We start from the raw sequence: 25,143 nt of genomic DNA on the forward strand, positions 1-25,143 counted from the left end.
TGGCGCGGGCGGGCGCCGGGCTCACGCGACCTTGCTGACGTCCGCGGCCGCGGGCTCCTTGGCCTTCAGCAGCCGCAGCCTCGGCGCGGGGCCCGAGCGGCCGCCGCGGCGGTGCAGGGAGCGGGCCGCGAAGTCGCCGGCGAACTGGATGAGGGAGATGACGACGGCGAGGGCCGCGACCGTGATCCACATCAGCTCGGTCTCGAAGCGCTGGTAGCCGTAGCGGATGGCGATGTCGCCGAGGCCGCCGGCGCCGACCGTGCCGGCCATCGCGGAGTAGCCGATGAGGGCGACGATCGTGGTGGTGGTGCTGGAGATCAGCGAGGGCAGCGACTCGGGTACGAGGACCTTGCGCACGATGGTCCAGGTGTTGCCGCCCATCGCCTGCACGGCCTCGACGAGCCCGCCGTCCACTTCGCGGACAGCCGTCTCGACAAGGCGGGCGAAGAACGGGATGGCGCCGATGGCGAGCGGCACGATCGCGGCCTCCCGCCCGATGGTCGTGCCGGTGAGGGAGCGGGTGAAGCCCATCAGCGCGACCATCAGGATGATGAACGGCATGGAGCGGGCGATGTTCACGACCTGCCCGATCACCTTGTTGGCGACGACGTTCTGCAGCAGTCCGCCCCGGTCGGTCAGGACCAGGAGGATACCGAGCGGGAGGCCGCCGGCGACGGCGATGAGCGTGGACCATCCCACCATGTAGAGGGTGTCCCAACACGCCTGCTCCAGCAGGGGCTGCATGTCGGACCAGGTCACTTGGCACCGTCCTTCACCAGCAGGGGCTCGCTGTCCGCGACGCCGGGCAGGTCGATCTGGAGACCCTGTTCACGCAGGAAGCCGATCGGCACCACGTTGTCCTCGTAGCGGCCAGGCAGTTCGATGCGCATGCGGCCGATCTGGAGGCCGCCGACGGTGTCGATGGCGGCGCCGAGGATCGAGATGTCGATGTTGTAGGTGCGCGAGAGCTGGGAGATGACCGGCTGGGTCGCGGCCTCGCCGTGGAAGGTGACGTCGACGACGGTGCGGTCGTCGCCGCCGGCCTCGCCGCCCACCGGGAAGAGCGCGACGGCCAGCTCGGAGCCGGGGGTCGCGAGCAGCTCGCTGACCGTGCCGGACTCGACGACTCGGCCTCGCTCCATGAGGGCGGCCGAGTCGCAGATGCTCTTGACCACGTCCATCTCGTGCGTGATGAGCAGGACGGTCAGGCCGAGTTGCCGGTTGAGGTCGCGCAGCAGCTGCAGGATCGAGCGGGTGGTCTCCGGGTCGAGGGCGCTGGTGGCCTCGTCGGAGAGCAGCACCTTGGGGTCGCCGGCGAGGGCGCGGGCGATGCCGACACGCTGCTTCTGGCCGCCGGAGAGCTGGGCGGGGTAAGCCTTGGCCTTGTCGGCGAGGCCCACGAGGTCAAGCAGTTCGAGGGCCTTGCGGGAACGTTCCTTCCCCGACCGGCCGAGGATTTCCAGCGGTAGTTCGACGTTGTCCTGCACGGTCCGCGAGGACAGCAGGTTGAAGTGCTGGAAGACCATGCCGATCCGGCTGCGCGCCTCACGGAGCTCCCGGCCCGCGCGGGGACCCCGGCCCGCGAGGGCGGTGAGGTCCTGGCCGGCCACGGTGACCGTGCCGGAGGTGGGGCGCTCCAGGAGGTTGATGCAGCGGATCAGCGAGGACTTGCCGGCGCCGGACTGGCCGATGACGCCGTACACCTCGCCTTCCCGGACGTGCAGGTCGACGCCGTCCAGGGCGGTGACCTCGCGGCCGCGCGAGCGGTCGGCCCGATAGATCTTCGTCAGGCCCGATGTGGTGATCACTGGGTTTCCGTCACTGTCGAGTGCGCGGGCGTGGGTGTGCCCGGGCACGGGTGCATTTCGGTCAGGGACGCGACACGGTTCTCGCGGTGGCGATGGAACCGGGGGAGAACATGTGCGCGGTGGGGGTCCCCACGCCGTTCAGGCAGTGGGGCGGCTGGTCGTCACGTACGCACGGCGTACGGACATGCCACGGCATCTCGCTTCGGGGCGCGAGCTCGGGGTGGTGCGGGGGCCCTCTAGAAGGCGCACATTCGACACATACAACGAGCACCGGGCGTCATGGTCGCCTCGGTCGCAAGGGTGCGGCTGCTCGTCGTGGTCATGCGATCAGTAAAGCAGACCTACGGTCCTGACAAAGCCTCGCTGTCCGCATACTGGACAGCCGTGGACAGCCCTCGGACATGGGCGACGGTCGCCACTCCCCCGTCGATGACCAGTGCGGACAAGGGGGACCGGCGCCGCGACCCCAGGTCGGTTCCGAGCTCGCGGGCCGCCCGCGTTGTGGCCAAGGCCACGGCGGTCGGCCCGGCGACAGGGGGCCGATTGCGCCGTAATAAGGTCGCTGCATGCTTGACGTCCTGACGCTGGTGACCGGTGTCGCCGCGCTGTTGCTCGCCGCCTGGTGCGGCTGGGCGGCCTACCGTGACCAGCCGACGAAGGACTGGCACTTCATCGGCATGGCCGTGGTCTCGGTGCTGGCGCTGGTGCAGCTGGTGGTCGGAATCGTGCAGTTGGCGCGGGGCGAGAAGCCGGAGCAGGGCACGGTGATCTTCGTGGCGTATCTGCTGGGGGCGTTCGCCTGCGTGCCGGCGGCGGGATTCATGTCGCTGGCCGAGCGGACGCGGTGGGGCTCGGTGACGGTCGCGGCCGGAGCGGTCGTCCTCGCCGTCCTGGAAGTACGGCTCTATGACATCTGGGGAGGCTGAGATGACGGCCGTTCAGCACAAGCCCGAGCGGCTGATCAGCGGACCCGGCATGGTGCTGGTGTGGTTCTACGGCGTGATGGTGGTCGGAGCCGTGTCACGGTCGGCGTACCAGATCGCCACCGAGTTCGACCGGGCGCCACTGGCGTACGCGCTGTCGGCGGTGGCGGGGCTCGTGTACGGGTTCATCACCTACTCGCTGGTGCGAGGCGGCGAGACGGCCCGCCGGGCGGCACAGGTGTGCTGCGCCGCCGAACTCGCGGGCGTACTGATCGTCGGCACGTGGACCCTGATCGAGCCGTCGGCCTTCCCGGACGCGACGGTCTGGTCCGACTACGGCATGGGGTACGTGTTCATCCCGGTGCTGCTGCCGCTGTCGGCCCTGTACTGGCTGCGGAAGTCGCGGACGGCTAAGCAGTAGCGGCGTACTGGCCCGCCGCCTTCTCCAGGACGATCATCGGTACGCCGTCCGTGCCCTCGGCGGTGCCCACCGTCTCGTAGCCGACGCGGCGGTAGAGGCGGAGGTTGCCCTCGCTGCGGTGGCCGGTGAACAGGCGGAACTTCTTGGCGCCCCGCTCCTCGGCCAGGGCCGACTCGGCCGCGCGCAGCAGCCGCGCGCCGATGCCGTGGCCCTGAAGGCGGGGGTGGACGCAGAGCTTGCCGATGGCGGCGGCGCCGTCCTCGGTGATGGAGCCGCGGACCGAGCCGACGACCTCGTCGCCGAGCCGGGCCACGAACACGCAGTCGGAGGCCAGCTCCTGCCGGACCTCGTCGAGGCTCTGGACGAGCGGGGCGATGCGGTAGTTGCCGTACAGCGCGGCTTCGCTCTGGAAGCAGAGGTACTGCAGCCTGAAGATCTGCTCGGCATCCTGCTCGGTCGCCACCGAGATGGTCACGCTCATGCCCATGTGCGCACGCCTCCCGCTCACCTGATCGCCTGTGGTCCTTCACTCCTATCCCCGCACTTCGCGGGCCGCAACCTCCGACGTCAGCAGACGTCGCAGACATCCCAGACATCTGGAACGTTCCGGTCCCAGACTTCCCTGTGAGATACCCAACTCCCCCGCGATCTCCCGGTACGTGAGGTCCTCGGGCGACAGCAGCGCCTGGAGGAGCCGGGGGCAACGGCCGGGGAGGCGGTGCACGGCGTCGCGCAGTGCGCGATGGCGGGCGGCGGTGAGGACGAGGTGCTCGGGACCGCGCTCGCCGTCGTCGGCGGGGTCGGTCTCGTACGGCCGTTCCCGGCGGGTCGTGCGGCGGGTGCGGCGGGACTCGGCGCGGACGGCGCGGCGCAGCCAGCCCTGCGGGTCGAGGGGCGGGCCGTCGGTGGCGAGGTGTTCCAGGAGGCGCAGCCAGACGGCCTGTTCGAGGTCGGCGGGCTCGGTGCCGGTGGCGTGGGCCTCGGCGGAGGCCTCCGCCGTGAGCAGGGGGCGCAGGGCCGCGAGCAACTCGTGCTTCATGTGCGGCACGACGCGGCCGCCCGGGCCGAGGGTTGCCCGGGCGGCCGGTTGTCACCCCAACGGGTCGCTCAGCCGTTGACGTGGTCCTCGCGGGCCAGCAGGCCGGTGTCCGGCTGGTCGGTGAACACGCCGTCGATACCGGTCGCGAAGTACGTCCGGTACGCGCCGAAGACGTCGCCGTAGGCGTCCGCGTCGGTGCCCTTGCGGAAGTTCGCGGGCAGGAAGGGGTTCTCGTTGCGCATGGTGTACGGGTGCAGGATCAGGCCGACCGCGTGGGCGTCCTTCACCAGGGTGGTCGGCGTGGTGAGGTTGCCGCTCGCGTCCTTCGGGATGACCAGGTCGAGCGTCGGGCCGATGCCCTGCGCGTAGCCGGCGATCTCCCGCAGGCCCTTGCGGGTGACGAGGTCGGCGACGGTGCGGGGGTCGCCCGTCTCGACGAAGTCCCAGGGGCGGGTGGTGGCGCCGGAGAGGAGGACGACGAGGGGGTTGTCGACCAGCTTGTTGAGGCGCTGGATGCTGGTCGGCTCGAAGGACTGCAGGATGACCGGCGCGTTCCTGCCGTCCTTGCCGTACTTGCGCAGCAGCTTGGCGACCCGCTCCTCCAGGCCCAGACCGAGCTTGCGGAAGTACGTGGGGTGCTTGAGCTCGGGGTAGATCCAGACCTGCTTGCCGCGCTTACGGGTCTGCTCGTCCTGCCACTTCAGGACTTCCTCGAAGGTGGGGATCTCCCAGCGGCCGTCGTAGAGAGTGTTGTGCGGGCGGTTGGCCGGGATGCGCTCGGTCGCGCGCAGGGTCTTCAGCTCGGCGAGCGTGAAGTCCTCGGTGAACCAGCCGGTGGTGGAGACCCCGTCGAGGACCTTGGTGGTCCTGCGGTCGGCGAACTCGGGGTGGCTCGCGACATCGGTGGTGCCGCCGATCTCGGGCTCGTGGCGGCAGACCAGGTGACCGTCCTTCGTCGGGACGAGGTCGCCGGCCTCGACGATGTCGGCGCCCAGGTCGAGGGCGAGCTGGTACGAGCCGAAGGTGTGCTCGGGCCGGTAGCCGCTGGCGCCCCGGTGGCCGATGATCGTCGGCACGGGCAGGCTCTTGAGGCCCCTGCCGCCGTGGCCCGCGCCGAGCGGCGCGTCGGCGGCTCTCGCGGTGCCGGCGAGGCCGAGGCCCGTTCCGGCGGCGCCGAGCACGGCCGCCGCCCCGAGGAACGCCCGCCGCCCGGTTCCGCCCGTCCGGCTGTTCGACTTCTGCGACTCCTGCGTGCCCATGAGGGTCCTCCTGCCGTCGGCTCGTCCCGTGCGCGCCGATCGTAGGGGCGTACACATGACCGAAGGGAGGCGTCGGTACGAACGCCCGGGTGACGGGGAATGTCCGATGGCCAACGTTTCATGACGGAGTGTCGGATGCTTCGCCCGTGTGTCGCACCCGCGTCGGGGCACCCCGTACAGGTAAACGTACGTCAACAGTGCGTAAGGCCTCGGTGAACCCGATGTGCGGCAGCCGGGCTGCCGCGAGTATCGTCCTCACCTGCACAGACTCATACCGTTTTCCCTTGACATCGGAGGGCTCGTTGTCCCGCTTCGCGCTCATCAAGGCAGTGCTCGGACCGGTCATGCGCCTGATGTTCCGCCCCCGGGTCGAAGGCGTGGAGCACATCCCGGGCGAGGGCCCGGTCATCCTGGCCGGCAACCACCTCACCTTCATCGACTCGATGATCCTTCCGCTGGTGTGCGACCGGCAGGTCTTCTTCATCGGCAAAGACGAGTACGTCACCGGCAAGAGCCTCAAGGGCCGGCTGATGGCCTGGTTCTTCACCGGCGTCGGCATGATCCCGGTGGACCGGGACGGCGGGCGCGGGGGCGTCGCCGCGCTGATGACCGGTCGGCGCGTGCTGGAGGAGGGGAAGATCTTCGGGATCTACCCCGAGGGGACCCGCTCGCCCGACGGCCGCCTGTACCGGGGGCGGACCGGTATCGCGCGGCTGACGCTGATGACCGGGGCGCCCGTTGTTCCCTTCGCGATGATCGGGACGGACAAGTTGCAGCCGGGCGGTGCGGGGATGCCCCGCCCGGGGCGGGTCACCGTCCGGTTCGGTGAGGCGATGGAGTTCTCGCGGTACGACGGGATGGACCGGGACCGCTATGTGCTGCGGGCGGTGACCGACTCGGTGATGACTGAGGTCATGCGGCTGTCGGGCCAGGAGTACGTGGACATGTACGCCACGAAGGCCAAGGCCGCGTAGCGCCTCCGGCGGTCGGGCCGTTCTTCGGGCGCGGGTGCGTGAGGGCTGATCGCCCCCCCCGCTCGGCTTCTCCCGCACGCTCGGCTTCGCCCGCACGCTCGGCTTCGCCGGGCGGGAGGGGCCCATGCGCGGGGGGCTCATGCGCGGGGGCCCCATCGCGGCGGAGCCGCATATTGGATGCAGCCCCGCGTCCCTAACGTCCGTTCCCCAGCCGTTGGCCGCGCAGCATGAACCATGCCGCGACCGCCGTCGCCAGCAGGACCGCCGCCCCCGCGCCCGCCGCGATCCCGAGGCCGTCGACGAAGGCCTCCCGCGCCGAGGACAGCAGGTCCTGCGCGGTCGCCGGCGGCAGGTGCCCCGCGACCTCCACCGCACCGCCCAGTGACTCGTGCGCCTCTTCCGGTGTGCCTGCCGGAGCGGGGAAGCCCCGGTACACGCCCGTCACGATCGAGCCCAGTACGGCGATGCCCAGGGCCGCGCCCAGTTCGTACGCCGTTTCCGAGACCGCGGACGCCGCGCCCGCCTGTTCCTTGGGGACGGATCCGAGGATCACGTCGGCTGTCACCGTGAAGGAGAAGCCGGCGCCCAGGCCGACCACCAGCAGGGCCGTTCCCAGGAGCGGGTAGCCGGTGGACTCGTCGATCACGGTCAGGGCGGCCAGTGCGAGGCCGATGGCCGCGAGGCCGCCGGAGACGACCGCGCGCACCGAGAGGCGGCGGGCCGCCCGGCCCGCGATCAGACCGGCAGCCACCGCGCCGACCGCGGCGGGGAGTTCGGCCAGACCCGCCTCGAACGGGCGCCTGCCCTGGACGAGTTGCAGGTACTGGGAGAGGAAGAAGACCAGTCCGGACAGGCCGAGGACGGTCAGCAGGTCGGCCAGGACCGCGCCGCTGAAGCCGCGGTCGCGGAACAGGCGCATGTCCAGCAGCGGGGCGGGGAGCGCCAGTTGGCGCCGGACGAAGCCGTACAGGGCGGCCGCGCCCAGGAGGGCCGCGGTGAGCGTGGCCCAGGTGAGGCCGTGCGTGGCAGCCTCCTTCACGGCGTAGACGACGCCGATCATGCCGACCAGCGACAGCACGACACTGGCCAGGTCCCAGGGGCCGGGGTTCGGGTTGCGGGACTCGGGCAGGGTTTTGACGCCGACCACGACGAGGACCGCCATCACGGGCAGGTTGATGAGGAAGACCGAGCCCCACCAGAAGTGCTCGAGGAGGAAGCCGCCGGCGATCGGGCCGACTGCCGTACCGGCGGACGCGGTCGCGCCCCAGATGCCCACGGCCAGGCTGCGTTCCCGCGGGTCGTGGAAGAGGTTGCGGATCAGGGCGAGGGTGGCCGGCATGAGGGTCGCGCCCGCGACGCCCAGCAGGGCGCGGGCCGCGATCATCGTCTCCGGTGTCGCCGCGTAGGCGTTGAGGACGGATATCGCGCCGAACGCCGTGGCGCCGCCGAGCAGGATCCGCTTGCGGCCGATGCGGTCGCCGAGGCTGCCCATCGACACCAGCAGACCGGCGATGACGAAGGAGTAGACGTCGCCGATCCACAGCAGCTGGGTGCCGGAGGGCTTGAGGTCCTCGCTGATGTACGGGGTCGCGAGGCCGAGGACGGTCGCGTCGACGGCCACCAGCAGCACGGCGAGCACGAGGACGGACAGCGCGAGCCACCGGCCCGGGCGCTTCACCGCCTCGGTCGTGGTCGCCGGCTGCAGGGTGCTGGTCATGATTCCTCTCTCCGTAGTGCGCCGCCGAGCAACAGCTCGACGATCATGTGGGTGAAGTCCTTGCGGGCGACCCGGCCCTCCATGACCGCCCAGGCGCCGGAGGCCAGCAGCCCGTACAGCGCCTCGGTGAGCCAGCCCGGGGTGAGGTCGATGCGGAACTCGCCGCTCGCCTGGCCGCGCCGGAACAGGGTCGCGATGCGGTCGTCGATCCGGGCCCAGCCCTGGTTCTGCTCCTCGCCCTCGAACAGCTGGTTCTCGGTGTAGAGGAAGGCGAGCAGGGCGGCGGCGGGTTCGATCTCGCGCACCAGGCGGTGGACGGCTTCGCTCGCGGGGCCGTCGTCGGGGCGGGCCCGGTCCAGGGCCGCCTCGCACTCCGCGATGCCGAGTGCCTCCAGCGCCCGTACGAGCGCGTCGCGTCCGGCGAACTGCCGGTGCAGGGTGGCCCGGCTGATCCCGGCGGCCTTGGCGACCTCGTCCATGGTCGCGGTGGATTTGCGGGTCAGCAGGGCTGCGGCGCTGCGCAGTACGTGGTCACGGTCGACGGCCATGAGACAAGGGTAGACCATGTGAGACATTGACGTCTCATGCTGGGCATGCGTGACTCACGTGCGCAGTCCTGGTGGCCGCCGCGTGGGGTTCTCAGTGCCAGGGCAGCTGTCCGCGCCGCTCCCAGTAGGCCCGCGGGTCCTCGGCCAGGGCGGCGAGGCGGCCCAGCTGGTCCTCGTCGAGGTCGACGGCGGCCGCGTGCAGGTTGGAGGCGAGCTGGGTGGTGGTCGCGGCGCCGGAGAGGACGACCCCGGCCCACGGTTGCCGCAGGATCAGCGCGAGGGCGACCGCGTCGCAGCCGAGACCGGTCTCCGCCGCCACCGCCTTCAGGACGTCCGGTGCGTGCGGCTGCGCGAGGCGGCCGTTCGCCATGCCCTCCTTGACGATCACCGTGAGTCCGGCGTCGTGGGCCTCGGCGAGGGCGGGGGCGACCGAGGTCTCCAGGGCGTTGTACGTCGACTGGACCGTACGGAAGAGGGGGGTGCCGTCGACCTCGACGGCGAGGGCGGCGCGGACGGCGTCGGCCTGTGCGGGGCCGCTGGTGGAGAAGCCGACGGTCAGGCCCTGGGCGGCGGCCTCCGCGAGCTTGGCGTGGAGTTCCTTGTCGGTGAGGGCCGGGCTGTCGGGGGTCACCGAGTGGATCTGGTAGAGGTCGAGCCGGTCGCCGAGCAGGTCGGCCGTTTCGGCGCGCTGACGCTCGTACGTCTGGACGCTGTGGTCCTTGACCTCGTGCTTCTCGGCGTCGGTGGACCAGCCGGCCGTGTAGGTGTAGCCCCACTTGCTGCCCACGACGATGTCGTCGACGTCGGGCCTCGCCCTCAGCCAGTCGGCGAGGAACTCCTCGGAGCGGCCGTAGGAGCGGGCGGCGTCGAAGTAGCGGACGCCCTGGGCGTAGGCGGCGTCGAGGAGCTCGTGGGTGCGGGCGCGCAGCGTCTCGACGCTGCGGTCCTCTCCGAGGTCCTCGTCCCGGCCGAGGTTGATGTAGCCGGGGCGGCCGACGGCGGCGAGGCCCAGTCCGATGTGGCAGGTCGGGGTTGTCGCTGTGGCCAGTCGTGCGAAGGGCATCGCGGGCTCCGTGGGTCGGCTCCGGTTCGGCTCCCGACCAACGTAACCCGCGATGACCTTGCGGTGAGCGCCGTGGAACTCGGGTCTTGCGGTGATTCGGCGAGTGCGGCTGCGTGGTGGTCGATCGCGCGGGCCCCGCGCCCCCGAGGGGCCCGTGTCCCCTGGGGGCACACTCCTGACGGCTACTTGTTCTTGGCGTCCGCCCACTCGTGCTGGGCCGCCACGTCCGCCTTCACCTCTGCCAGCTGGATCGCGACGGCGCTCGGTGCCGTGCCGCCGCGGCCGTTGCGGGAGGCCAGGGCGCCCGGGACGTTGAGGACGGAGCGGACCTCCGGGGTGAGGTGGGTGGAGATCTTCGCGAACTGCTCGTCGGTGAGCTCGTCGAGCTCCTTGCCCTCGGCCTCGGCGGCCTTCACGCACTCGCCGGCGACCTCGTGGGCGACCCGGAACGGCACGCCCTGCTTGACCAGCCACTCGGCGATGTCGGTGGCGAGGGAGAAGCCGGCCGGGGCCAGTTCCTCCATGCGCTCGCGGTTGACGGTGAGGGTGGCGATCATGCCGGTGAAGGCGGGGAGAAGGACCTCGAGCTGGTCGCAGGAGTCGAAGACCGGCTCCTTGTCCTCCTGGAGGTCACGGTTGTAGGCGAGGGGCAGGGCCTTCAGCGTGGCCAGGAGGCCGGTCAGGTTGCCGATCAGACGGCCGGACTTGCCGCGGGCCAGCTCGGCGATGTCCGGGTTCTTCTTCTGCGGCATGATCGACGAGCCCGTGGAGAACGCGTCGTGCAGGGTCACGAAGGAGAACTCCTTCGTGTTCCAGATGATGATCTCCTCGGAGATCCGGGAGAGGTTGACCCCGATCATCGCGGTGATGAAGGCGAACTCGGCGACGAAGTCGCGGGAGGCCGTGCCGTCGATGGAGTTGCCGACGCTGCCGTGCTCGAAACCGAGATCCTTGGCGACGGCCTCCGGGTCGAGCCCGAGGGAGGAGCCGGCGAGCGCGCCGGAGCCGTACGGGGAGACGGCCGTGCGCTCGTCCCACTGGCGCAGCCGCTCGGCGTCCCGGGACAGGGACTGCACGTGCGCGAGGACGTGGTGGGCGAAGAGGACCGGCTGGGCGTGCTGGAGGTGGGTGCGACCGGGCATCGCCACGTCCGGGTGGGCCTCGGCCAGCCCGATCAACGCGTCCTGGAGGTCGGCGATCAGGCCGCCGATGATCCGGGCGTGGTCTCGCAGGTACATGCGGAAGAGGGTCGCGACCTGGTCGTTGCGGGAGCGGCCGGCGCGCAGCTTGCCGCCGAGGTCGGGGCCGAGGCGCTCCAGGAGGCCGCGTTCGAGAGCGGTGTGCACGTCCTCGTCGGCGATCGTGCCCACGAAGGAGCCGTCGGCGACGTCGGCCTCGAGCTGGTCGAGCCCGGCGATCATCCGGGTCAGCTCGTCGTCCGTGAGCAGGCCCGCCTTGTGCAGCACGCGCGCGTGGGCGCGCGAACCGGCGATGTCGTAGGGCGCGAGCCGCCAGTCGAAGTGGACGGACGCGGACAGCTTCGCCAGGGCCTCGGCGGGGCCGTCGGCGAAACGGCCGCCCCAGAGCCGTACGTCACCGCTGTTGCTGCTCACTTGCGTTGCTCCTAGAAGGCAGTGGATGAAGGCAGTGGATCCGGATGTGCCACCGCCTCCCACGACGTGAGTGAGGAGGCGGTTGTCAGGCTAGTGCGTGTGAGGTGGGTCTCGGCGTTACGCGAGGTCCCGCTTGGCGGCGATCTTCGACGACAGGCTGTAGATGTCGATGAAGCCCTTGGCCGCGGCCTGGTCGAAGGTGTCGCCGGTGTCGTAGGTGGCGAGGTTGAAGTCGTACAGGGACGAGTCCGAGCGCCGGCCGGTGACGACCGCGCGGCCGCCGTGCAGGGTCATCCGGATGTCGCCGGTGACGTGCTGGTTGGCCTCGTTGATGAAGCCCTCCAGGGCGCGCTTGAGCGGGGAGAACCACTGGCCGTCGTAGACCAGTTCGCCCCAGCGCTGCTCGACCTGCCGCTTGTAGCGGGCGAGTTCGCGCTCGACGGTGACGTTCTCCAGCTCCTGGTGGGCGGTGATCAGGGCGATCGCGCCGGGAGCCTCGTAGACCTCGCGGGACTTGATGCCGACGAGGCGGTCCTCGACCATGTCGATCCGGCCGATGCCCTGGGCGCCGGCGCGCTCGTTGAGCTGCTGGACGGCCTGCAGGACGGTGACGGGCTTGCCGTCGATGGCGACCGGGACACCCTCCTTGAAGGTGATGATCACCTCGTCGGCCTCCCGCGGGGTGGCCGGGTTCTGGGTGTACTCGTAGATGTCCTCGATCGGGGCGTTCCAGATGTCCTCGAGGAAGCCGGTCTCGACGGCGCGGCCGAAGACGTTCTGGTCGATGGAGTACGGGGACTTCTTGGTGGTCGCGATCGGGAGGTTCTTCTCCTCGCAGAACGCGATGGCCTTGTCACGCGTCATCGCGTAGTCGCGGACCGGGGCGATGCACTTGAGGTCGGGGGCGAGGGCGACGATGCCGGCCTCGAAGCGGACCTGGTCGTTGCCCTTGCCGGTGCAGCCGTGGGCGACGGTCGTGGCGCCGTGCTTCTTCGCGGCGGCGACGAGGTGCTTGACGATCGTCGGCCGGGAGAGCGCGGAGACCAGCGGGTAGCGGTCCATGTAGAGGGCGTTGGCCTTGATCGCCGGGAGGCAGTACTCGTCGGCGAACTCGTCCTTGGCGTCCGCGACCTCGGCCTCGACGGCGCCGCACGCGAGGGCGCGCTTGCGGATGACGTCCAGGTCCTCGCCGCCCTGGCCGACGTCGACCGCAACGGCGATGACCTCGGCGCCCGTCTCCTCGGCGATCCAGCCGATGGCGACGGAGGTGTCCAGACCGCCTGAGTAGGCGAGTACGACGCGCTCGGTCACGGGTTTCTCCTCACAGTGCATTCGCTGACATGCATGAGTATGCAGGAGTCTGCATGGTTCGTCAATCCGGGTCCCCAAACCCTCGGACGCGCAGAACTTTTTGAAACAGCCTTTGAACAACGGCAACCGCTTACTCGTACTCCCCACCGAACGCTGGCGCCGCGTTTGTAAACCCACTCCTGACCCAAGTGAGGCATCCGCATGTCCAGGGCTCTTCCGAAGTACAACAAGCGTCGCGTGGCGGTCATCGGCGGCGCCGCCGCTCTGGCGCTGACCGGCGCCGTGGTCGTGAACTCCGCCCTCGCCGGGGAGGCGTCCAAGAGCAGCGGCACGAACGCCAAGACCCTCGCGGCGTCCCCCGGCACGATCAGCTGCCCGGACGTGGCCTCGCAGCTCCCCGCGATCCCGGCCACCGCCCAGGCCGAGGTCACCCGCAACCTGGAGCTGCTCAACACCCAGATCGCCGAAGCCAACAAGCGCCTCGTCGACACGGTCGGCCAGGGCGGCCCGAACTTCGTCCAGAACGCCATCCTCGGCCCCCTCGAGGACAAGCGCATCGCGACCGTCAACCGCATCGCCACGGCCATCGGCCGCACCGCGGAGAAGCCGCAGGGCCTCGACGCCCTCGCGCCCTGCACCCTGAACGCCGGCGGCGCGGCGGCCGGGGACGCGGGCAACGCCGGGGATGCGGGCAACGCCGGGGACGCCGGTAACGCCGGGGACGCGGGCAACGCCGAGGGTGCGGGCAACGCCGGGAACGGCAACGCGAACGGCAACGCCGGGAACGGGAACGGGAACGGCAACGCGGGCAACGGCAACGCGAACGGCAACGGCAACGGCAACGGCAACGGCAACGGCAACGCCGGAAACGCGGGTGAGGCCGGTGCCGCCGGCACGATCAGCTGCCCGGACGTGGCCTCGCAGCTCCCCGCGATCCCGGCCACCGCCCAGGCCGAGGTCACCCGCAACCTGGAGCTGCTCAACACCCAGATCGCCGAAGCCAACAAGCGCCTTGTCGACACGGTCGGCCAGGGCGGCCCGAACTTCGTCCAGAACGCGATCCTCGGCCCCCTGGAGGACAAGCGCATCTCCACGGTCAACCGCATCGCCACGGCCATCGGCCGCACCGCGGAGAAGCCGCAGGGTCTGGAGGCCCTCGCGCCCTGCACGCTGAACCAGTGAGGTGACAGGCGTGGTGGCCGCCCCGACGAGACGTCGGCCGGGGCGGCCGCCGCCGTGTTCGGGGAGGGTTCGAAACCGGAACTCCTTAGACAGTCGAAAGATGTTCCCGGATAATCGTCAGCCATGGGAAAGACCTACGAGCGCATAGACGGCAGGCTCCGCACGTTCATCGAGGAGCAACCCCTCTTCTTCACCGCGACCGCGCCCCTGTCCGCCGACGGCACGGTCAACCTCTCCCCCAAGGGCCTCAGGGGTTCGTTCGCCGTGCTCGACGAGCACACCGTGGCCTACCTCGACTTCGCCGGCTCCAACGCGGAGACCGTCGCGCATCTGCGCGAGAACGGCCGGATCACCCTGATGTGGTGCGCGTTCCAGGGCCCGCCGAACATCGTCCGGGTGCACGGGCGCGGCGAGCCGGTCTTCCGCGACGACCCGCGCTTCCGGGAACTCCTCGCCCACTTCCCGGACATCGACCCCACCCCGCACGGCCTGCGCGCGATCATCGTCGTGCACGCCGAACTCGTACGGGACACCTGCGGGTACGCGGTGCCCTTCATGACGTACGACGAGGACCGCGACCTGCACGGGAAGCGGTTCGCGCGCGAGGACGACGAGTCGCTCAGCGCGTACTTCGCGAAGAAGGAGCACGTGGCCACGAGCATGGACGGGCTGCCGGGCCTGCCCCTGCCGCTGCCCGCCTCCCCTCCGCCGCCCACCTCCTCTCCGCTGCCCACCCCCTCCCCCCTCTCCCCTCCCGCCCGCCCGAATTGACGCCTACATGTCATGTGCGCCATGTGTACGCGCAAGCGTTTCTTGGGGCATTTGACGGAATTCTCCCTTCCGTCGGTCGCGTCTCCTACGGTGGGCACACACGTGCGCGCTCTCGCGCATCGGGACCACATGGGGGATTCATGTTCCGACCCGCACGCGAACCACAGAGCAAACGCCATGTCCGCTCCTCGTTCTACGTCGTCGGCGAGGGGGTCCTCACCGAGTCGGCGGACGGCGGCCCCGCGGAGCCGCTGGCGCCTTCCACGGTGGCGGCCCTGCGCCGCTTCCGGTTCTCCCGGCTGGGCCCCCGGGCGAAGGCGTCCCAGCTGCTCGACCGGGCCGCCCGTACGGAGCTGGCCGAGGCGATGACCGACCCCGACCGGGACCAGCCCGACCAGGCCGGCGTACCGGCCGGCTTCACCTACCTCGGCCAGTTCGTCGACCACGACCTCACGCTGGACGCCACCGCGGTGCGCCTGGAGGAGGAGATCACGGTGCGGGAGCTCCTCCAGGGCCGCTCCCCGGCGCTGGACCTCGACTCCCTCTACGGACTCGGGCCGGACCACCGCTTCGACCGCCGCTTCTACGAGGACGACGGGCTCCGGCTGAAGACCGGAACCACCCAGGGCGTGCCGGGGGACGCCTCCGTCGTCGGCCAGCCGCTCGCCGGCTTCGACCTGCCCCGCGTGGGCACGGGCTCGCTGCGGTCCGAGCGGCGCCGGGCGCTCATCCCGGACCCGCGCAACGACGAGAACCTCGTCGTCGCCCAGATCCACAACGCCTTCATCCGGTTCCACAACCGCGTGGTGGCCGACCTGGTCGACAAGGGCGTGTCCAGCGCGGTGCTGTTCGAGTCGGCGCGCGAGACGGTCGTCAAGCACTACCAGTGGATGCTGGTGCACGACTTCCTGCCCCGGATCGTCGATCCCGCCGTCGTCACGGACGTCTTCACGGGCGGGCGCCGGGTGTTCGAGCCGGCCCCGAGCGAGCAGGACCGGCCGACGATGCCGATCGAGTTCTCCGTGGCCGCCTACCGGCTGGGCCACAGCATGGTCCGGGCCCGCTACAACTGGAACAGGGTCTTCGACCGGGGCCGGGGCACCCTGGAGCTGCTGTTCCAGTTCAGCGGCACCAGCGGCATCCTCTCCCCGCCTCCCGCGGACCCCAACGACCCGGAGGCGGGCGAGTTCGAGCGCCTGCCCACCAACTGGATCGCCGACTTCCGGCGTCTGTTCGCCTTCAGGGAGGCGGTGCCGGACCAGGCCGAACTCCTGGTGCCCGACGCCCAGTTCAACGTCGCGAAGCGCATCGACACCCTGTTGGTGAACCCGCTCGCCAACCTGCCGCTCGGCGCCTTCGGCGGCCGTGGGCAGCCGGCGCCGCCGGCCATCGAGCTGAACCTCGCCTTCCGCAACCTCACGCGGGCCTCGATGCTGCGGCTCGCGACGGGACAGCAGATGGTCGAGCACTTCGTCGACCGGAAGGTCGATGTGGAACCGCTGACCGCGGCCGACCTCGCGGAGGGCGGCGGCGCGCAGCTCTCCGACGGACTGAGGCGACAGCTCGCCAGGCACTGCCCGTTGTGGTTCTACGTGCTGCGCGAGGCCGAGGTGAGGGGCGGCGGAAAGCTGACGGGCGTCGGCGGGCGCATCGTCGCCGAGGTGTTCCACCGGGCCATCGAGGGCAGCCGGCACTCCATCGTGCGCGACCCCTTCTGGCGCCCCTTCCTCAGCCCCGTCCAGGAGCGCGAAGCCAAGAACGTCTTCGAGATGACGGACCTGCTGCTGTACGCCTTCCAGGGGCGGGCGGATCTGCTCAACCCCCTGGGTGTGAGCTAGCCGAAACCGGGGGCGCGGGTGGGCCGGGGGGACGCTTCCCCCGGCCCACCCGCGTGTTCCACCACGAACCCGCGCACCGGACTCGGCGGGCGCTGAACACTCGGCGGAGTCGGCACGTATCTGTGGGCCAAGGGTCAGTACCCACGGAGGAACCGTGACCACGACGATCGCCGGCGGCCGTGCCGCCCGCCGCCAGACGATGCGCCGCATCCGTCCGCGCCGCTCCCCGGCCGTCCCGCTGCTGCTCGCCGTCTGGGCGGGCGCGGCGGGTGTGCTGTGGCTGTGGTGGAACAACACGCCGTCCATCGCGGACACCAATGGCAGGATCCTCCAGGCGGGACGGATCACCGGCCTGCTGGCCGGGTATCTGATGGCACTCGTCGTGCTGCAGATGGCGCGGGTGCCGGCGCTGGAGCGGCGGGTGGGCTCGGACCGGGTCGCGCGCTGGCACGCCATGTCCGGCCGGTACACGCTCTGCCTCACCTTCGCGCACGTGTTCCTCATCATGTGGGGATACGCGCTGCAGGCCGGCAAGTCGCTCGGCGACATCGTCCAGCAGACCATGGACTCCATCAACCAGCTGCCCGACATGGGCAAGGCCGCCATCGGCACCGGCCTGCTGCTGGTCATCGGGCTGGTCTCGATCGGCCCGGTGCGCCGCAGGATGCCGTACGACACCTGGTACCACGTCCACCTGCTGACGTACGCGGCCGTGTTCCTGACCTTCTGGCACCAGCTCACCACCGGCAACGACTTCGTCGTGGAGCCGACCGCGAAGACCGCCTGGTACGTGCTGTACGGGTCGGTCACCGCGCTCGTGATCTGGTACCGCATCCTCACGCCGATCCGGCTGAACCTGCGGCACCGGATGTACGTCGAGGCGGTCATCGAGGAGGCGCCCGGCATCGTGTCGGTGCTCATCGGCGGGCGCAAGCTGCACCGGATGGGCGCGGAGTCCGGGCAGTTCTTCCGGTGGCGGTTCATGGCTCCGGGGATGCGGTTCAGCTCGCACCCGTACTCGCTGTCGGCGGCGCCGCGTCCGGGGCTGCTGCGGATCACGGTCAAGGCGAACGGCGACCACAGCTCGGCGCTGAGCGGGCTGAAGCCCGGCGTGAAGGTGTGGGCCGAGGGCCCCTACGGCGCGATGACGGCGTCCCGGCGCAGCCAGGGCAAGGTGCTGCTGGTGGCCGGCGGGGTGGGGATCACGCCGATGCGGGCGCTCTTCGAGACGCTGCCGGGCGCGGCCGGGGACATCACCCTTCTCTACCGGGCCAACAGCACGCAGGACCTGGCGCTGTGGGACGAGCTGGCGAAGATCGCCGACGAGCGGGGGGCGCGGCTGATGTACGCGGTCAACAGCCCCGACGGTGAGCGACCCGACATCTCGGCGGAGTCCCTGCGCCGCAAGCTGCCGGACATCGATGAGCACGACGTCTTCATGTGCGGGCCGGCCGGCTTCGCCCAGGGCGTGTACGAGGCACTGCGCGGCGCCGGGGTCCCCGCCCGCCGCATCCATCACGAGTCGTTCGAGATGTGACGACGGGAATCCACGGGCCGGCGGGAAGCACCACGGACCCACGGCAAGCAACGGGAATCAGGAGCGATGAAGAAAAGCCACCCTCTGCGGCGTGTAGTGCTCGCCAGCGCCGCCACCGTGTCCGGGATCGTGCTGCTGCTGTCGCTGAAGCCGGCGGACGACCCGGCCAACTCGGCAGCCGGACTGCCCCCGCAGTCCTCGGTCCAGGGCGGCGCCCAGGCCGCCGCGGGCAACGGCACGGTCACCGGCGACGTGGTGCAGACGCAGTACGGGCCGGTGCAGGTCCGCCTGACCATGGCCGACGGGAAGATCACCCAGGCCGAGGCCGCGCAGCAGCCCAAGGGCGGTCAGAGCGACCAGATCAATGCCAACGCCGTACCCAAGCTCAACCAGGCGGCGGTCGCCGCGCAGAGCGCGGACATCGACGCGGTCTCCGGGGCCACGTACACCAGCGCCGGCTACAAGAAGTCCCTGCAGTCGGCGCTCGACAAGGCGAAGGCGAGCGCGGGGTCGCAGGGCTCCGGCGGCGCCGCCCAGGTCTCCGGCACCTTCACCGGTGACGCGGCGGACACGCAGTACGGGGCCGTGCAGGTCCGGATCACCGTCGCCAACAACAAGATCACCAAGGCGGAGACCGTCCAGCAGCCCAAGGGCGGTCAGAGCGACCAGATCACCGGCAACGCCGTACCCAAGCTCAACCAGGCCGTGGTCACCAAGCAGAGCCCGCAGATCGACGCGGTCTCCGGAGCGACCTACACCAGCGCCGGCTACAAGAAGTCCCTCCAGTCGGCGATCGACAAGGCGAACGCGAGCGCCGGATCGCAGGGCTCGGGGTCGCAGGGTTCCGGGTCTCAAGGCTCCGGGTCTCAGGGCTCCGGGTCTCAGGGCTCGGGGTCGCAGGGCTCCGGGAGCGCCCAGGCGTCCGGCACCTTCACCGGTAAGGCGGCCCAGACGCAGTACGGGACGGTGCAGGTCCGCGTCACCGTCGCCAACGGCAAGATCACCAAGGCGGAGACCGTCCAGGCCCCCAAGGGCGGCCAGAGCGACCAGATCACCGCCAACGCCGTACCCAAGCTCAACCAGGCGGCGGTCACCGCCGGCAACGCCGACATCGACGCGGTCTCCGGGGCCACCTACACCAGCGCGGGCTACAAGGAGTCCTTGCAGTCGGCGCTGGACCAGGCCGGTGGCTGACACGGTGGCCGAGTCGGCGCAGGCTCCCGCCGCGGTGCGTCACGCGGAGGAGGTCATGGGGACGGTCTTCTCCTTCGACGTCCGCGGCGGGGAATCCGCGGCGGTGCAGGCGGCTCTCCGGGAGGCGGTCGCCTCACTGCACCGGGTCGACGAGGTGTTCAGCACCTACCGCGAGGACAGCCAGATCTCCCGGCTGGCGCGCGGGGAGCTGAGCGTCGAGGAGTGCGATCCCGAGGTGGCCGAGGTGCTGGAGCTGGGCGCCGAGGCGGAGCGGACGAGCGACGGCTGGTTCAGCACGCGCTACCAGGGCCGGCTCGACCCGACCGGGATCGTGAAGGGGTGGGCCGCCGAGCGGGCGGCTCGTCTCGTCGCCGAGGCGGGCGTGAGCGGGGTGAGCGTCAACGGCGGCGGCGATGTGCAGTTGCTGGGCGTGCCCGGGCCGGAGCGCCCGTGGCGGGTCGGGGTGTCCGATCCGCTGCGGCCGGGCGGACTCGCGGCGGTCGTCTCCGCGGCCGGCGCCGACGAGCTGGCCGTCGCCACCTCCGGGACGGTGGAGCGCGGCGCCCACATCATCGACCCGCGCACCGGCCGCTCCGCGGTGACCGACCTCGTCGCCGTGACGGTCGTCGCCCCCAGCCTGACCTGGGCGGACTGCTGGGCGACGGCCGCGTTCGCGATGGGGTCGCGGGAGGGGCTGGCCTGGCTGGAGTCGCTGCCGGACGTGGAGGCTCTGCTGATCACGGCGGGCGACGAGGTGCGGTGTACCGGGGGCTTGGCGAGCCGGTTGGGCTGACCGCCGGTTTGCTGCGCGGCCGGGGTCCGCGCCGGAGGGTGGTTCGCGCAGCCCGGCGCGGGCGGGGTGCCTCCCCCAGAGGGGGACCCCCAGCGCCCACCCGTGCCACCCTGGGGCGCCTCCCGGGCCCTTGAGGCACTGGGGGAGGCACGACTGCCCGCAGCTCAGCGGAGCTGAAGGGGCGCGGGGCCGTGTCGGCATGCGGCTCCGCCGCGTGGGCGCGACCAGCCCGCACCCCACCTGCGGTCGGCGTACGACCGCCGCCCGCCCCCTCAGTGGCCGTTCTGAGCCAGGCGCAGCAGGTGGTCGGCCAGGGCCTGACCGCCCGTCGGCTCCCGGCTGATCAGCAGCAACGTGTCGTCGCCGGCGATCGTCCCGAGGATGTCGTGCAGCTCGGCCTGGTCGATCGCCGAGGCGAGGAACTGGGCCGCGCCCGGCGGGGTGCGAAGGACCACGAGGTTGGCGGAAGCCTCCGCGGAGATCAGCAGCTCCTGCGACAGCCGCCGCATCCGCTCCTCCTTCGCCGACTCCCCCAGCGGGGCGCGAGGCGTACGGAAACCGCCCTCGCTCGGCACCGCGTAGATCAGGTCGCCGTCGGTGTTGCGGATCTTCACCGCGTTCAGCTCGTCCAGGTCCCGGGAGAGCGTCGCCTGGGTGACGCTCAGCCCGTCGTCGGCGAGCAGCTTCGCCAACTGGCTCTGGGAGCGGACCGGTTGCCGGTTGAGGATGTCCACGATCCGGCGGTGGCGGGCGGTGCGCGTCTGCGGCACGGCGGGCCCGTTCGCCCCCGGCTGCTCGTGGTCCTGCGCCTGGCTCATCGTCGTCTCATTCTCCGGATCGTCCGTCCCCGTGACCTGCGTCGAGGAGGCCCGGCAGCGCCCCGAGGAAGGCGTCCGCCTCGTCGTCGCCGAGGTTCAGCGGCGGCATCAGCCGGACGACGTCGGGGGCGGGCGCGTTCACGAGGAATCCGGCCTCCTGAGCCGCCTGCTGCACCTGGGGTGCGAGCGGCTCGGTGAGCACGATACCCAGGAGCAGACCCGCGCCCCGGACATAATCGATCAACGGGTGGCCCAGCCCCTCGATTCCGTCCCGCAACTTCCCGCTCTGCCGCTTGACGTTCTCCAGCAACCCCTCGTTCTCGATGGTGTCGAGGACGGCGAGCCCGGCGGCGCACGCGACGGGGTTCCCGCCGAAGGTCGTCCCGTGGTGACCGGGCTGGAGGAGTTCCGCGGCCCGCCCGAAGGCGACCGTCGCAGCGAGCGGCAGCCCGCCGCCCAGCCCCTTCGCCAGCGTCACGACGTCCGGCAGGACCCCTTCGTGGGCCTGGTACTCGAACCAGTGCCCGGTGCGGCCGACGCCCGTCTGCACCTCGTCGAGCACCAGCAGGGACCCGGTGGCGGCCGTGATGGCGCGGGCCGCCTTCAGATAGCCGGCGGGCGGGACGACGACGCCGTTCTCGCCCTGGATCGGCTCGATGATCACGAGGGCCGTCTCCTCGGTGACCGCGGCGGCCAGCGCCTGCGCGTCGCCGTACGGGACGTGCGTGACGTCGCCGGGGAGCGGCAGGAACGGGCCCTGCTTGGCGGGCTGGCCGGTGAGGGCCAGGGCGCCCATGGTGCGGCCGTGGAAGCCGCCGGTGGTGGCGACCATGTGGGTCCGCCCGGTCAGCCGGCCGATCTTGAAGGCGCCCTCGTTGGCCTCGGCGCCGGAGTTGCAGAAGTAGACCTTGCCGTCGCGGCCGAAGTGCCGCAGCAGCCGTTCGGCGAGGGCGACGGGCGGTTCGGCGATGAAGAGGTTGGAGACGTGACCGAGGGAGGCGATCTGTGTGCTGACGGCTTCCACGACGGCCGGGTGCGCGTGGCCGAGCGCGTTGACCGCGATGCCGCCGACGAAGTCGAGGTACTCCTTGCCGTCGGCGTCCCACACCTTGGTGCCCTCGCCGCGCACGAGGGGCAGCCTCGGGGTGCCGTAGTTGTTCATGAGCGCGCCCTGCCACCGCGCGGTCAGGTCCTGGTTGCTCGTGGCGGCGTTGCTCATGACGACTCCCCCTGTTCATCCGGCTTCTCGTCGGGCACGACCATCGTGCCGATGCCCTCGTCGGTGAAGATCTCCAGCAGGATCGAGTGCTGGACCCGCCCGTCGATGACGCGGGCGGTGGTGACGCCGCCTCGCACGGCGTGCAGACAGCCCTCCATCTTCGGGACCATGCCGGAGCTCAACTCCGGCAGCAGCTTCTCCAGTTGGGAAGCGGTGAGGCGGCTGATCACCTCGTCGGAGTGGGGCCAGTCCTCGTAGAGGCCCTCGACGTCCGTGAGGACCATGAGGGTTTCGGCGCCCAGTGCCGCAGCGAGTGCCGCAGCAGCCGTATCAGCATTGACGTTGTAGACATGTCCGTCGTCCTGCGAACGGGCGATCGAGGAGACGACCGGGATACGGCCGTCGGCGAGCAGGGCCTCGATCGCGCCCGTGTCGATCGAGGTGATCTCGCCCACCCGCCCGATGTCGACCAGCTCGCCGTCGATCTCGGGCTGGTGCCGGGTGGCGGTGATGGTGTGCGCGTCCTCGCCGGTGAGGCCGACGGCGAGTGGTCCGTGCTGGTTGAGCAGCCCGACCAGCTCGCGCTGCACCTGCCCGGCGAGCACCATCCGTACGACGTCCATGGCGTCCTCGGTGGTGACGCGCAGGCCGGCCCTGAACTCGCTGACGATGCCGTGCTTGTCGAGGGCGGCGCTGATCTGCGGGCCGCCGCCGTGCACGACGACCGGCCTGAGGCCGGCGTGGTGCAGGAACACGACGTCCTGCGCGAAGGCGGCCTTCAGCTCCTCGTCGACCATGGCGTTGCCGCCGAACTTGATGACGACGGTCTTGCCGTTGTGGCGGACCAGCCAGGGCAGCGCCTCGATGAGGATCTGGGCCTTGGGCAGTGCGGTGTGCTTACGCGTGGTGCTCATGACGAATAGGCGCTGTTCTCGTGGACGTAGTCGGCGGTGAGGTCGTTGGTCCAGATGGTGGCGGTCTCGGAGCCGGCCGCGAGGTCGGCGACGATGTGGACCTCGCGGTAGCGCATGTCGACCTTGTCGCGGTCCTCGCCGACGCCGCCGTTCTTGCACACCCAGACGCCGTTGATGGCGACGTTGAGCCGGTCGGGCTCGAAGGCGGCGCTGGTGGTGCCGATCGCGGAGAGCACGCGGCCCCAGTTGGGGTCCTCGCCGTGGATGGCGCACTTGAGGAGGTTGTTGCGGGCGATGGAGCGGCCCACCTCGACGGCGTCGTCCTCGGTGGCCGCGTTGACCACCTCGATCCTGATGTCCTTGCTGGCGCCCTCGGCGTCCCTGATCAGCTGCTGTCCGAGGTCGTCGCAGACGGCGCGTACGGCCTCGGCGAACTCCTCGTGGGCCGGGGTGACGCCGGAGGCGCCCGAGGCCAGCAGCAGCACGGTGTCGTTGGTGGACATACAGCCGTCGGAGTCGACGCGGTCGAAGGTGACCTTGGTGGCGGCGCGCAGGGCCGAGTCCAGTGCGTCGCTGTCGAGGTCGGCGTCGGTGGTGAGGACGACGAGCATGGTGGCGAGGCCCGGGGCGAGCATGCCGGCGCCCTTGGCCATGCCGCCGACGGTCCAGCCGTCCTTCGTCACGACGGACGTCTTGTGGACGGTGTCGGTGGTCTTGATGGCGATGGCCGCCTTCTCACCGCCGTGCTCGGACAGCTGACCGACGGCCGTCTCCACGCCGGGGAGCAGCTTGTCCATCGGGAGCAGCACGCCGATCAGGCCGGTGGAGCAGACGGCGACCTCGCCCGCGCCCACGCCCAGCGCGTCGGCGGCCTTCTCGGCGGTGGCGTGGGTGTCCTGGAAGCCCTTCGGTCCCGTGCAGGCGTTGGCGCCGCCGGAGTTGAGGACGACGGCCGACAACCGGCCGCTCTTCAGCACCTGCTCGGACCACAGCACGGGGGCGGCCTTCACACGGTTGGAGGTGAAGACACCGGCGGCGGCACGGCGGGGCCCGTTGTTGACCACGAGGGCCAGGTCCGGGTTGCCGTTCTCCTTGATCCCGGCGGCGATGCCCGCCGCCGCGAACCCTTTGGCTGCCGTGACGCTCACGGTGCGACTCCGATCGTGGAAAGTCCGGTGGTCTCGTCGAGACCGAGGGCGATGTTCATGCTCTGGACGGCGCCGCCCGCGGTGCCCTTGGTCAGGTTGTCGATGGCGCTGATCGCGATGATGCGGCCCGCCGCCTCGTCGTACGCGACCTGTACCTGAACGGCGTTGGAACCGTGGACGGACGCCGTGGCGGGCCACTGGCCCTCGGGCAGCAGGTGGACGAAGGGCTCGTCGGCGAAGGCCTTCTCGTAGGCGGCACGCAGGGACTCGGCGGTGACGCCCTCCCTCGCGGAGGCGCTGCACGTGGCCAGGATGCCCCGGGGCATCGGCGCGAGGGTCGGTGTGAAGGAGACGGTGACCCGCTCCCCCGCCGCCGCGCTGAGGTTCTGGATCATCTCGGGCGTGTGCCGGTGGCCGCCGCCGACGCCGTACGGCGACATGGAGCCCATGACCTCGCTGCCCAGCAGGTGCGGCTTGGGCGCCTTGCCCGCGCCGGAGGTGCCGGAGGCGGCGACGATCACGGCCTCGGTCTCGGCCAGTCCGGCCGCGTACGCCGGGAAGAGCGCGAGGGAGACGGCCGTGGGGTAGCAACCGGGGACCGCGATGCGCTTGGACCCCTCCAGCGCGGCGCGGCCGCCCGGCAGTTCGGGGAGGCCGTAGGGCCAGGTCCCGGCGTGCGCGGAGCCGTAGAACTTCTCCCAGTCGGCCGGGTCCTTCAGCCGGAAGTCGGCGCCCATGTCGACGACGAGGACGTCCGGGCCGAGCTGCTCGGCGACGGCGGCGGACTGGCCGTGCGGGAGGGCGAGGAAGACGACGTCGTGTCCGGCGAGGACCTCGGGGGTGGTCTCGGCCAGCACCCGGTCGGCCAGCGGCAGCAGGTGCGGCTGGAGCGCGCCCAGCTTCTGCCCGGCGTTGGAGTTGCCGGTCAGGGCGCCGATCTCGACCTCGGGGTGCGCGAGGAGCAGGCGCAGCGCCTCGCCGCCCGCATATCCGCTCGCTCCGGCCACTGCCGCACGTACCGCCATGTCCACCCTCCTCTTGGATGGCATGACT

General features: G+C 71.1%; 24 protein-coding genes. 9 read left to right on the top strand and 15 right to left on the bottom strand.

Features of this window, described 5'->3' with window-relative positions; translation table 11 throughout:
* Positions 1-21: 21 nt before the first annotated feature.
* The gene (locus tag ACPT94_RS38830; RefSeq protein WP_425247952.1) at positions 22-759 is read right to left on the bottom strand and encodes a methionine ABC transporter permease; all 738 of its coding nucleotides are present in this window, start codon (positions 757-759) and stop codon (positions 22-24) included.
* Positions 756-1,808, bottom strand: coding sequence for a methionine ABC transporter ATP-binding protein (locus ACPT94_RS38835; RefSeq protein ID WP_425247953.1), 1,053 nt, complete (start codon positions 1,806-1,808; stop codon positions 756-758). The genes ACPT94_RS38830 and ACPT94_RS38835 overlap by 4 nt, the downstream gene beginning before the upstream one ends.
* Before the next feature lie 566 nt (positions 1,809-2,374).
* Between ACPT94_RS38835 and ACPT94_RS38840 the strand changes: the two genes are divergently transcribed.
* Positions 2,375-2,734 carry a hypothetical protein gene (locus ACPT94_RS38840; RefSeq protein WP_360349857.1) on the top strand — a complete coding sequence of 120 codons (360 nt, stop codon included), beginning with the start codon at positions 2,375-2,377 and terminating at the stop codon, positions 2,732-2,734.
* 1 nt (position 2,735) lies between these two features.
* Positions 2,736-3,152, top strand: a complete 417-nt coding sequence (locus tag ACPT94_RS38845) for a hypothetical protein (protein ID WP_425247954.1) — start codon at positions 2,736-2,738, stop codon at positions 3,150-3,152.
* Here ACPT94_RS38845 and ACPT94_RS38850 read toward each other — a convergent pair.
* The 3 genes from ACPT94_RS38850 to ACPT94_RS38860 form a co-directional block, all read right to left on the bottom strand.
* Complete coding sequence (locus ACPT94_RS38850) at positions 3,142-3,639, bottom strand: GNAT family N-acetyltransferase (RefSeq protein WP_360349918.1); 498 nt, start codon at positions 3,637-3,639, stop codon at positions 3,142-3,144. The genes ACPT94_RS38845 and ACPT94_RS38850 overlap by 11 nt on opposite strands.
* Before the next feature lie 45 nt (positions 3,640-3,684).
* Entirely contained in the window at positions 3,685-4,191 is a 507-nt protein-coding gene (locus tag ACPT94_RS38855; RefSeq protein ID WP_360349863.1) for an RNA polymerase sigma factor, read from the bottom strand.
* Between the two features lie 68 nt (positions 4,192-4,259).
* Entirely contained in the window at positions 4,260-5,450 is a 1,191-nt protein-coding gene (locus ACPT94_RS38860; RefSeq protein ID WP_425247955.1) for a glycerophosphodiester phosphodiesterase, read from the bottom strand.
* 284 nt (positions 5,451-5,734) lie between these two features.
* On the opposite strand from ACPT94_RS38860, the gene ACPT94_RS38865 reads away from it, so the two are divergent.
* The gene (locus ACPT94_RS38865; protein ID WP_360349869.1) at positions 5,735-6,424 is read left to right on the top strand and encodes a lysophospholipid acyltransferase family protein; all 690 of its coding nucleotides are present in this window, start codon (positions 5,735-5,737) and stop codon (positions 6,422-6,424) included.
* A 193-nt stretch (positions 6,425-6,617) separates the two neighbouring features.
* Here the strand turns inward: ACPT94_RS38865 and ACPT94_RS38870 are convergent, their stop codons facing one another.
* The 5 genes from ACPT94_RS38870 to ACPT94_RS38890 form a co-directional block, all read right to left on the bottom strand.
* Positions 6,618-8,141, bottom strand: a complete 1,524-nt coding sequence (locus tag ACPT94_RS38870; RefSeq protein ID WP_360349872.1) for an MFS transporter — start codon at positions 8,139-8,141, stop codon at positions 6,618-6,620.
* Entirely contained in the window at positions 8,138-8,689 is a 552-nt protein-coding gene (locus ACPT94_RS38875) for a TetR/AcrR family transcriptional regulator (RefSeq protein WP_360349874.1), read from the bottom strand. Before ACPT94_RS38875 ends, ACPT94_RS38870 begins: the two co-directional genes overlap by 4 nt.
* Before the next feature lie 91 nt (positions 8,690-8,780).
* Positions 8,781-9,752, bottom strand: a complete 972-nt coding sequence (locus ACPT94_RS38880; RefSeq protein WP_360349877.1) for an aldo/keto reductase — start codon at positions 9,750-9,752, stop codon at positions 8,781-8,783.
* 182 nt (positions 9,753-9,934) lie between these two features.
* On the bottom strand, positions 9,935-11,365 hold the full coding sequence (gene argH / locus ACPT94_RS38885) for an argininosuccinate lyase (protein ID WP_360349879.1): 1,431 nt from the start codon (positions 11,363-11,365) through the stop codon (positions 9,935-9,937).
* A 117-nt stretch (positions 11,366-11,482) separates the two neighbouring features.
* Positions 11,483-12,676, bottom strand: a complete 1,194-nt coding sequence (locus ACPT94_RS38890; protein WP_360349881.1) for an argininosuccinate synthase — start codon at positions 12,674-12,676, stop codon at positions 11,483-11,485.
* 201 nt (positions 12,677-12,877) lie between these two features.
* Between ACPT94_RS38890 and ACPT94_RS38895 the strand changes: the two genes are divergently transcribed.
* From ACPT94_RS38895 to ACPT94_RS38920, 6 genes are all read left to right on the top strand, one after another.
* On the top strand, positions 12,878-13,858 hold the full coding sequence (locus ACPT94_RS38895) for a hypothetical protein (protein WP_425247956.1): 981 nt from the start codon (positions 12,878-12,880) through the stop codon (positions 13,856-13,858).
* A gap of 123 nt (positions 13,859-13,981) precedes the next feature.
* Complete coding sequence (locus ACPT94_RS38900; protein WP_425247957.1) at positions 13,982-14,629, top strand: pyridoxamine 5'-phosphate oxidase family protein; 648 nt, start codon at positions 13,982-13,984, stop codon at positions 14,627-14,629.
* Positions 14,630-14,769: 140 nt separating this feature from the next.
* Positions 14,770-16,467, top strand: coding sequence for a peroxidase family protein (locus ACPT94_RS38905; RefSeq protein WP_360349889.1), 1,698 nt, complete (start codon positions 14,770-14,772; stop codon positions 16,465-16,467).
* Between the two features lie 154 nt (positions 16,468-16,621).
* The gene (locus ACPT94_RS38910; RefSeq protein ID WP_360349891.1) at positions 16,622-18,004 is read left to right on the top strand and encodes a ferredoxin reductase family protein; all 1,383 of its coding nucleotides are present in this window, start codon (positions 16,622-16,624) and stop codon (positions 18,002-18,004) included.
* 66 nt (positions 18,005-18,070) lie between these two features.
* Positions 18,071-19,198: an FMN-binding protein gene (locus tag ACPT94_RS38915; protein ID WP_360349894.1), complete on the top strand. Its 1,128-nt coding sequence runs from the start codon at positions 18,071-18,073 to the stop codon at positions 19,196-19,198.
* A complete protein-coding gene (locus tag ACPT94_RS38920) occupies positions 19,191-19,991 on the top strand; it encodes an FAD:protein FMN transferase (protein ID WP_360349897.1) in 801 nt (266 codons plus the stop codon). Before ACPT94_RS38915 ends, ACPT94_RS38920 begins: the two co-directional genes overlap by 8 nt.
* A 272-nt stretch (positions 19,992-20,263) precedes the next feature.
* Here ACPT94_RS38920 and ACPT94_RS38925 read toward each other — a convergent pair whose 3' ends face one another.
* Genes ACPT94_RS38925 through argC form a run of 5 tightly spaced genes read right to left on the bottom strand, consistent with a single transcriptional unit; the run spans position 20,264 to position 25,115 of the window.
* On the bottom strand, positions 20,264-20,809 hold the full coding sequence (locus tag ACPT94_RS38925) for an arginine repressor (protein ID WP_189936685.1): 546 nt from the start codon (positions 20,807-20,809) through the stop codon (positions 20,264-20,266).
* 7 nt (positions 20,810-20,816) lie between these two features.
* The gene (locus ACPT94_RS38930; RefSeq protein WP_360349900.1) at positions 20,817-22,028 is read right to left on the bottom strand and encodes an acetylornithine transaminase; all 1,212 of its coding nucleotides are present in this window, start codon (positions 22,026-22,028) and stop codon (positions 20,817-20,819) included.
* Positions 22,025-22,942: an acetylglutamate kinase gene (gene argB, locus ACPT94_RS38935; RefSeq protein ID WP_360349903.1), complete on the bottom strand. Its 918-nt coding sequence runs from the start codon at positions 22,940-22,942 to the stop codon at positions 22,025-22,027. The genes ACPT94_RS38930 and argB overlap by 4 nt, the downstream gene beginning before the upstream one ends.
* The gene (argJ, locus tag ACPT94_RS38940; protein WP_360349906.1) at positions 22,939-24,090 is read right to left on the bottom strand and encodes a bifunctional glutamate N-acetyltransferase/amino-acid acetyltransferase ArgJ; all 1,152 of its coding nucleotides are present in this window, start codon (positions 24,088-24,090) and stop codon (positions 22,939-22,941) included. The genes argB and argJ overlap by 4 nt, the downstream gene beginning before the upstream one ends.
* Positions 24,087-25,115 carry an N-acetyl-gamma-glutamyl-phosphate reductase gene (gene argC, locus ACPT94_RS38945; RefSeq protein ID WP_360349909.1) on the bottom strand — a complete coding sequence of 343 codons (1,029 nt, stop codon included), beginning with the start codon at positions 25,113-25,115 and terminating at the stop codon, positions 24,087-24,089. Before argC ends, argJ begins: the two co-directional genes overlap by 4 nt.
* Between the last annotated feature and the right edge of the window lie 28 nt (positions 25,116-25,143).

This window comes from Streptomyces aurantiaciflavus (assembly GCF_049808595.1).
Lineage (GTDB): Bacteria > Actinomycetota > Actinomycetes > Streptomycetales > Streptomycetaceae > Streptomyces.

Excerpts from the sequence above, each read along its gene's own strand:
- ACPT94_RS38840 (WP_360349857.1), top strand. The coding sequence starts at position 2,375 with ATGCTTGACGTCCTGACGCTGGTGACCGGTGTCGCCGCGCTGTTGCTC.
- ACPT94_RS38845 (WP_425247954.1), top strand. The coding sequence starts at position 2,736 with ATGACGGCCGTTCAGCACAAGCCCGAGCGGCTGATCAGCGGACCCGGC.
- ACPT94_RS38850 (WP_360349918.1), bottom strand. The coding sequence starts at position 3,639 with ATGGGCATGAGCGTGACCATCTCGGTGGCGACCGAGCAGGATGCCGAG.
- ACPT94_RS38855 (WP_360349863.1), bottom strand. The coding sequence starts at position 4,191 with ATGAAGCACGAGTTGCTCGCGGCCCTGCGCCCCCTGCTCACGGCGGAG.
- ACPT94_RS38860 (WP_425247955.1), bottom strand. The coding sequence starts at position 5,450 with ATGGGCACGCAGGAGTCGCAGAAGTCGAACAGCCGGACGGGCGGAACC.
- ACPT94_RS38870 (WP_360349872.1), bottom strand. The coding sequence starts at position 8,141 with ATGACCAGCACCCTGCAGCCGGCGACCACGACCGAGGCGGTGAAGCGC.
- ACPT94_RS38875 (WP_360349874.1), bottom strand. The coding sequence starts at position 8,689 with ATGGCCGTCGACCGTGACCACGTACTGCGCAGCGCCGCAGCCCTGCTG.
- ACPT94_RS38880 (WP_360349877.1), bottom strand. The coding sequence starts at position 9,752 with ATGCCCTTCGCACGACTGGCCACAGCGACAACCCCGACCTGCCACATC.
- ACPT94_RS38895 (WP_425247956.1), top strand. The coding sequence starts at position 12,878 with ATGTCCAGGGCTCTTCCGAAGTACAACAAGCGTCGCGTGGCGGTCATC.
- ACPT94_RS38900 (WP_425247957.1), top strand. The coding sequence starts at position 13,982 with ATGGGAAAGACCTACGAGCGCATAGACGGCAGGCTCCGCACGTTCATC.
- ACPT94_RS38905 (WP_360349889.1), top strand. The coding sequence starts at position 14,770 with ATGTTCCGACCCGCACGCGAACCACAGAGCAAACGCCATGTCCGCTCC.
- ACPT94_RS38915 (WP_360349894.1), top strand. The coding sequence starts at position 18,071 with ATGAAGAAAAGCCACCCTCTGCGGCGTGTAGTGCTCGCCAGCGCCGCC.
- ACPT94_RS38925 (WP_189936685.1), bottom strand. The coding sequence starts at position 20,809 with ATGAGCCAGGCGCAGGACCACGAGCAGCCGGGGGCGAACGGGCCCGCC.
- ACPT94_RS38930 (WP_360349900.1), bottom strand. The coding sequence starts at position 22,028 with ATGAGCAACGCCGCCACGAGCAACCAGGACCTGACCGCGCGGTGGCAG.
- argB (WP_360349903.1), bottom strand. The coding sequence starts at position 22,942 with ATGAGCACCACGCGTAAGCACACCGCACTGCCCAAGGCCCAGATCCTC.
- argC (WP_360349909.1), bottom strand. The coding sequence starts at position 25,115 with ATGGCGGTACGTGCGGCAGTGGCCGGAGCGAGCGGATATGCGGGCGGC.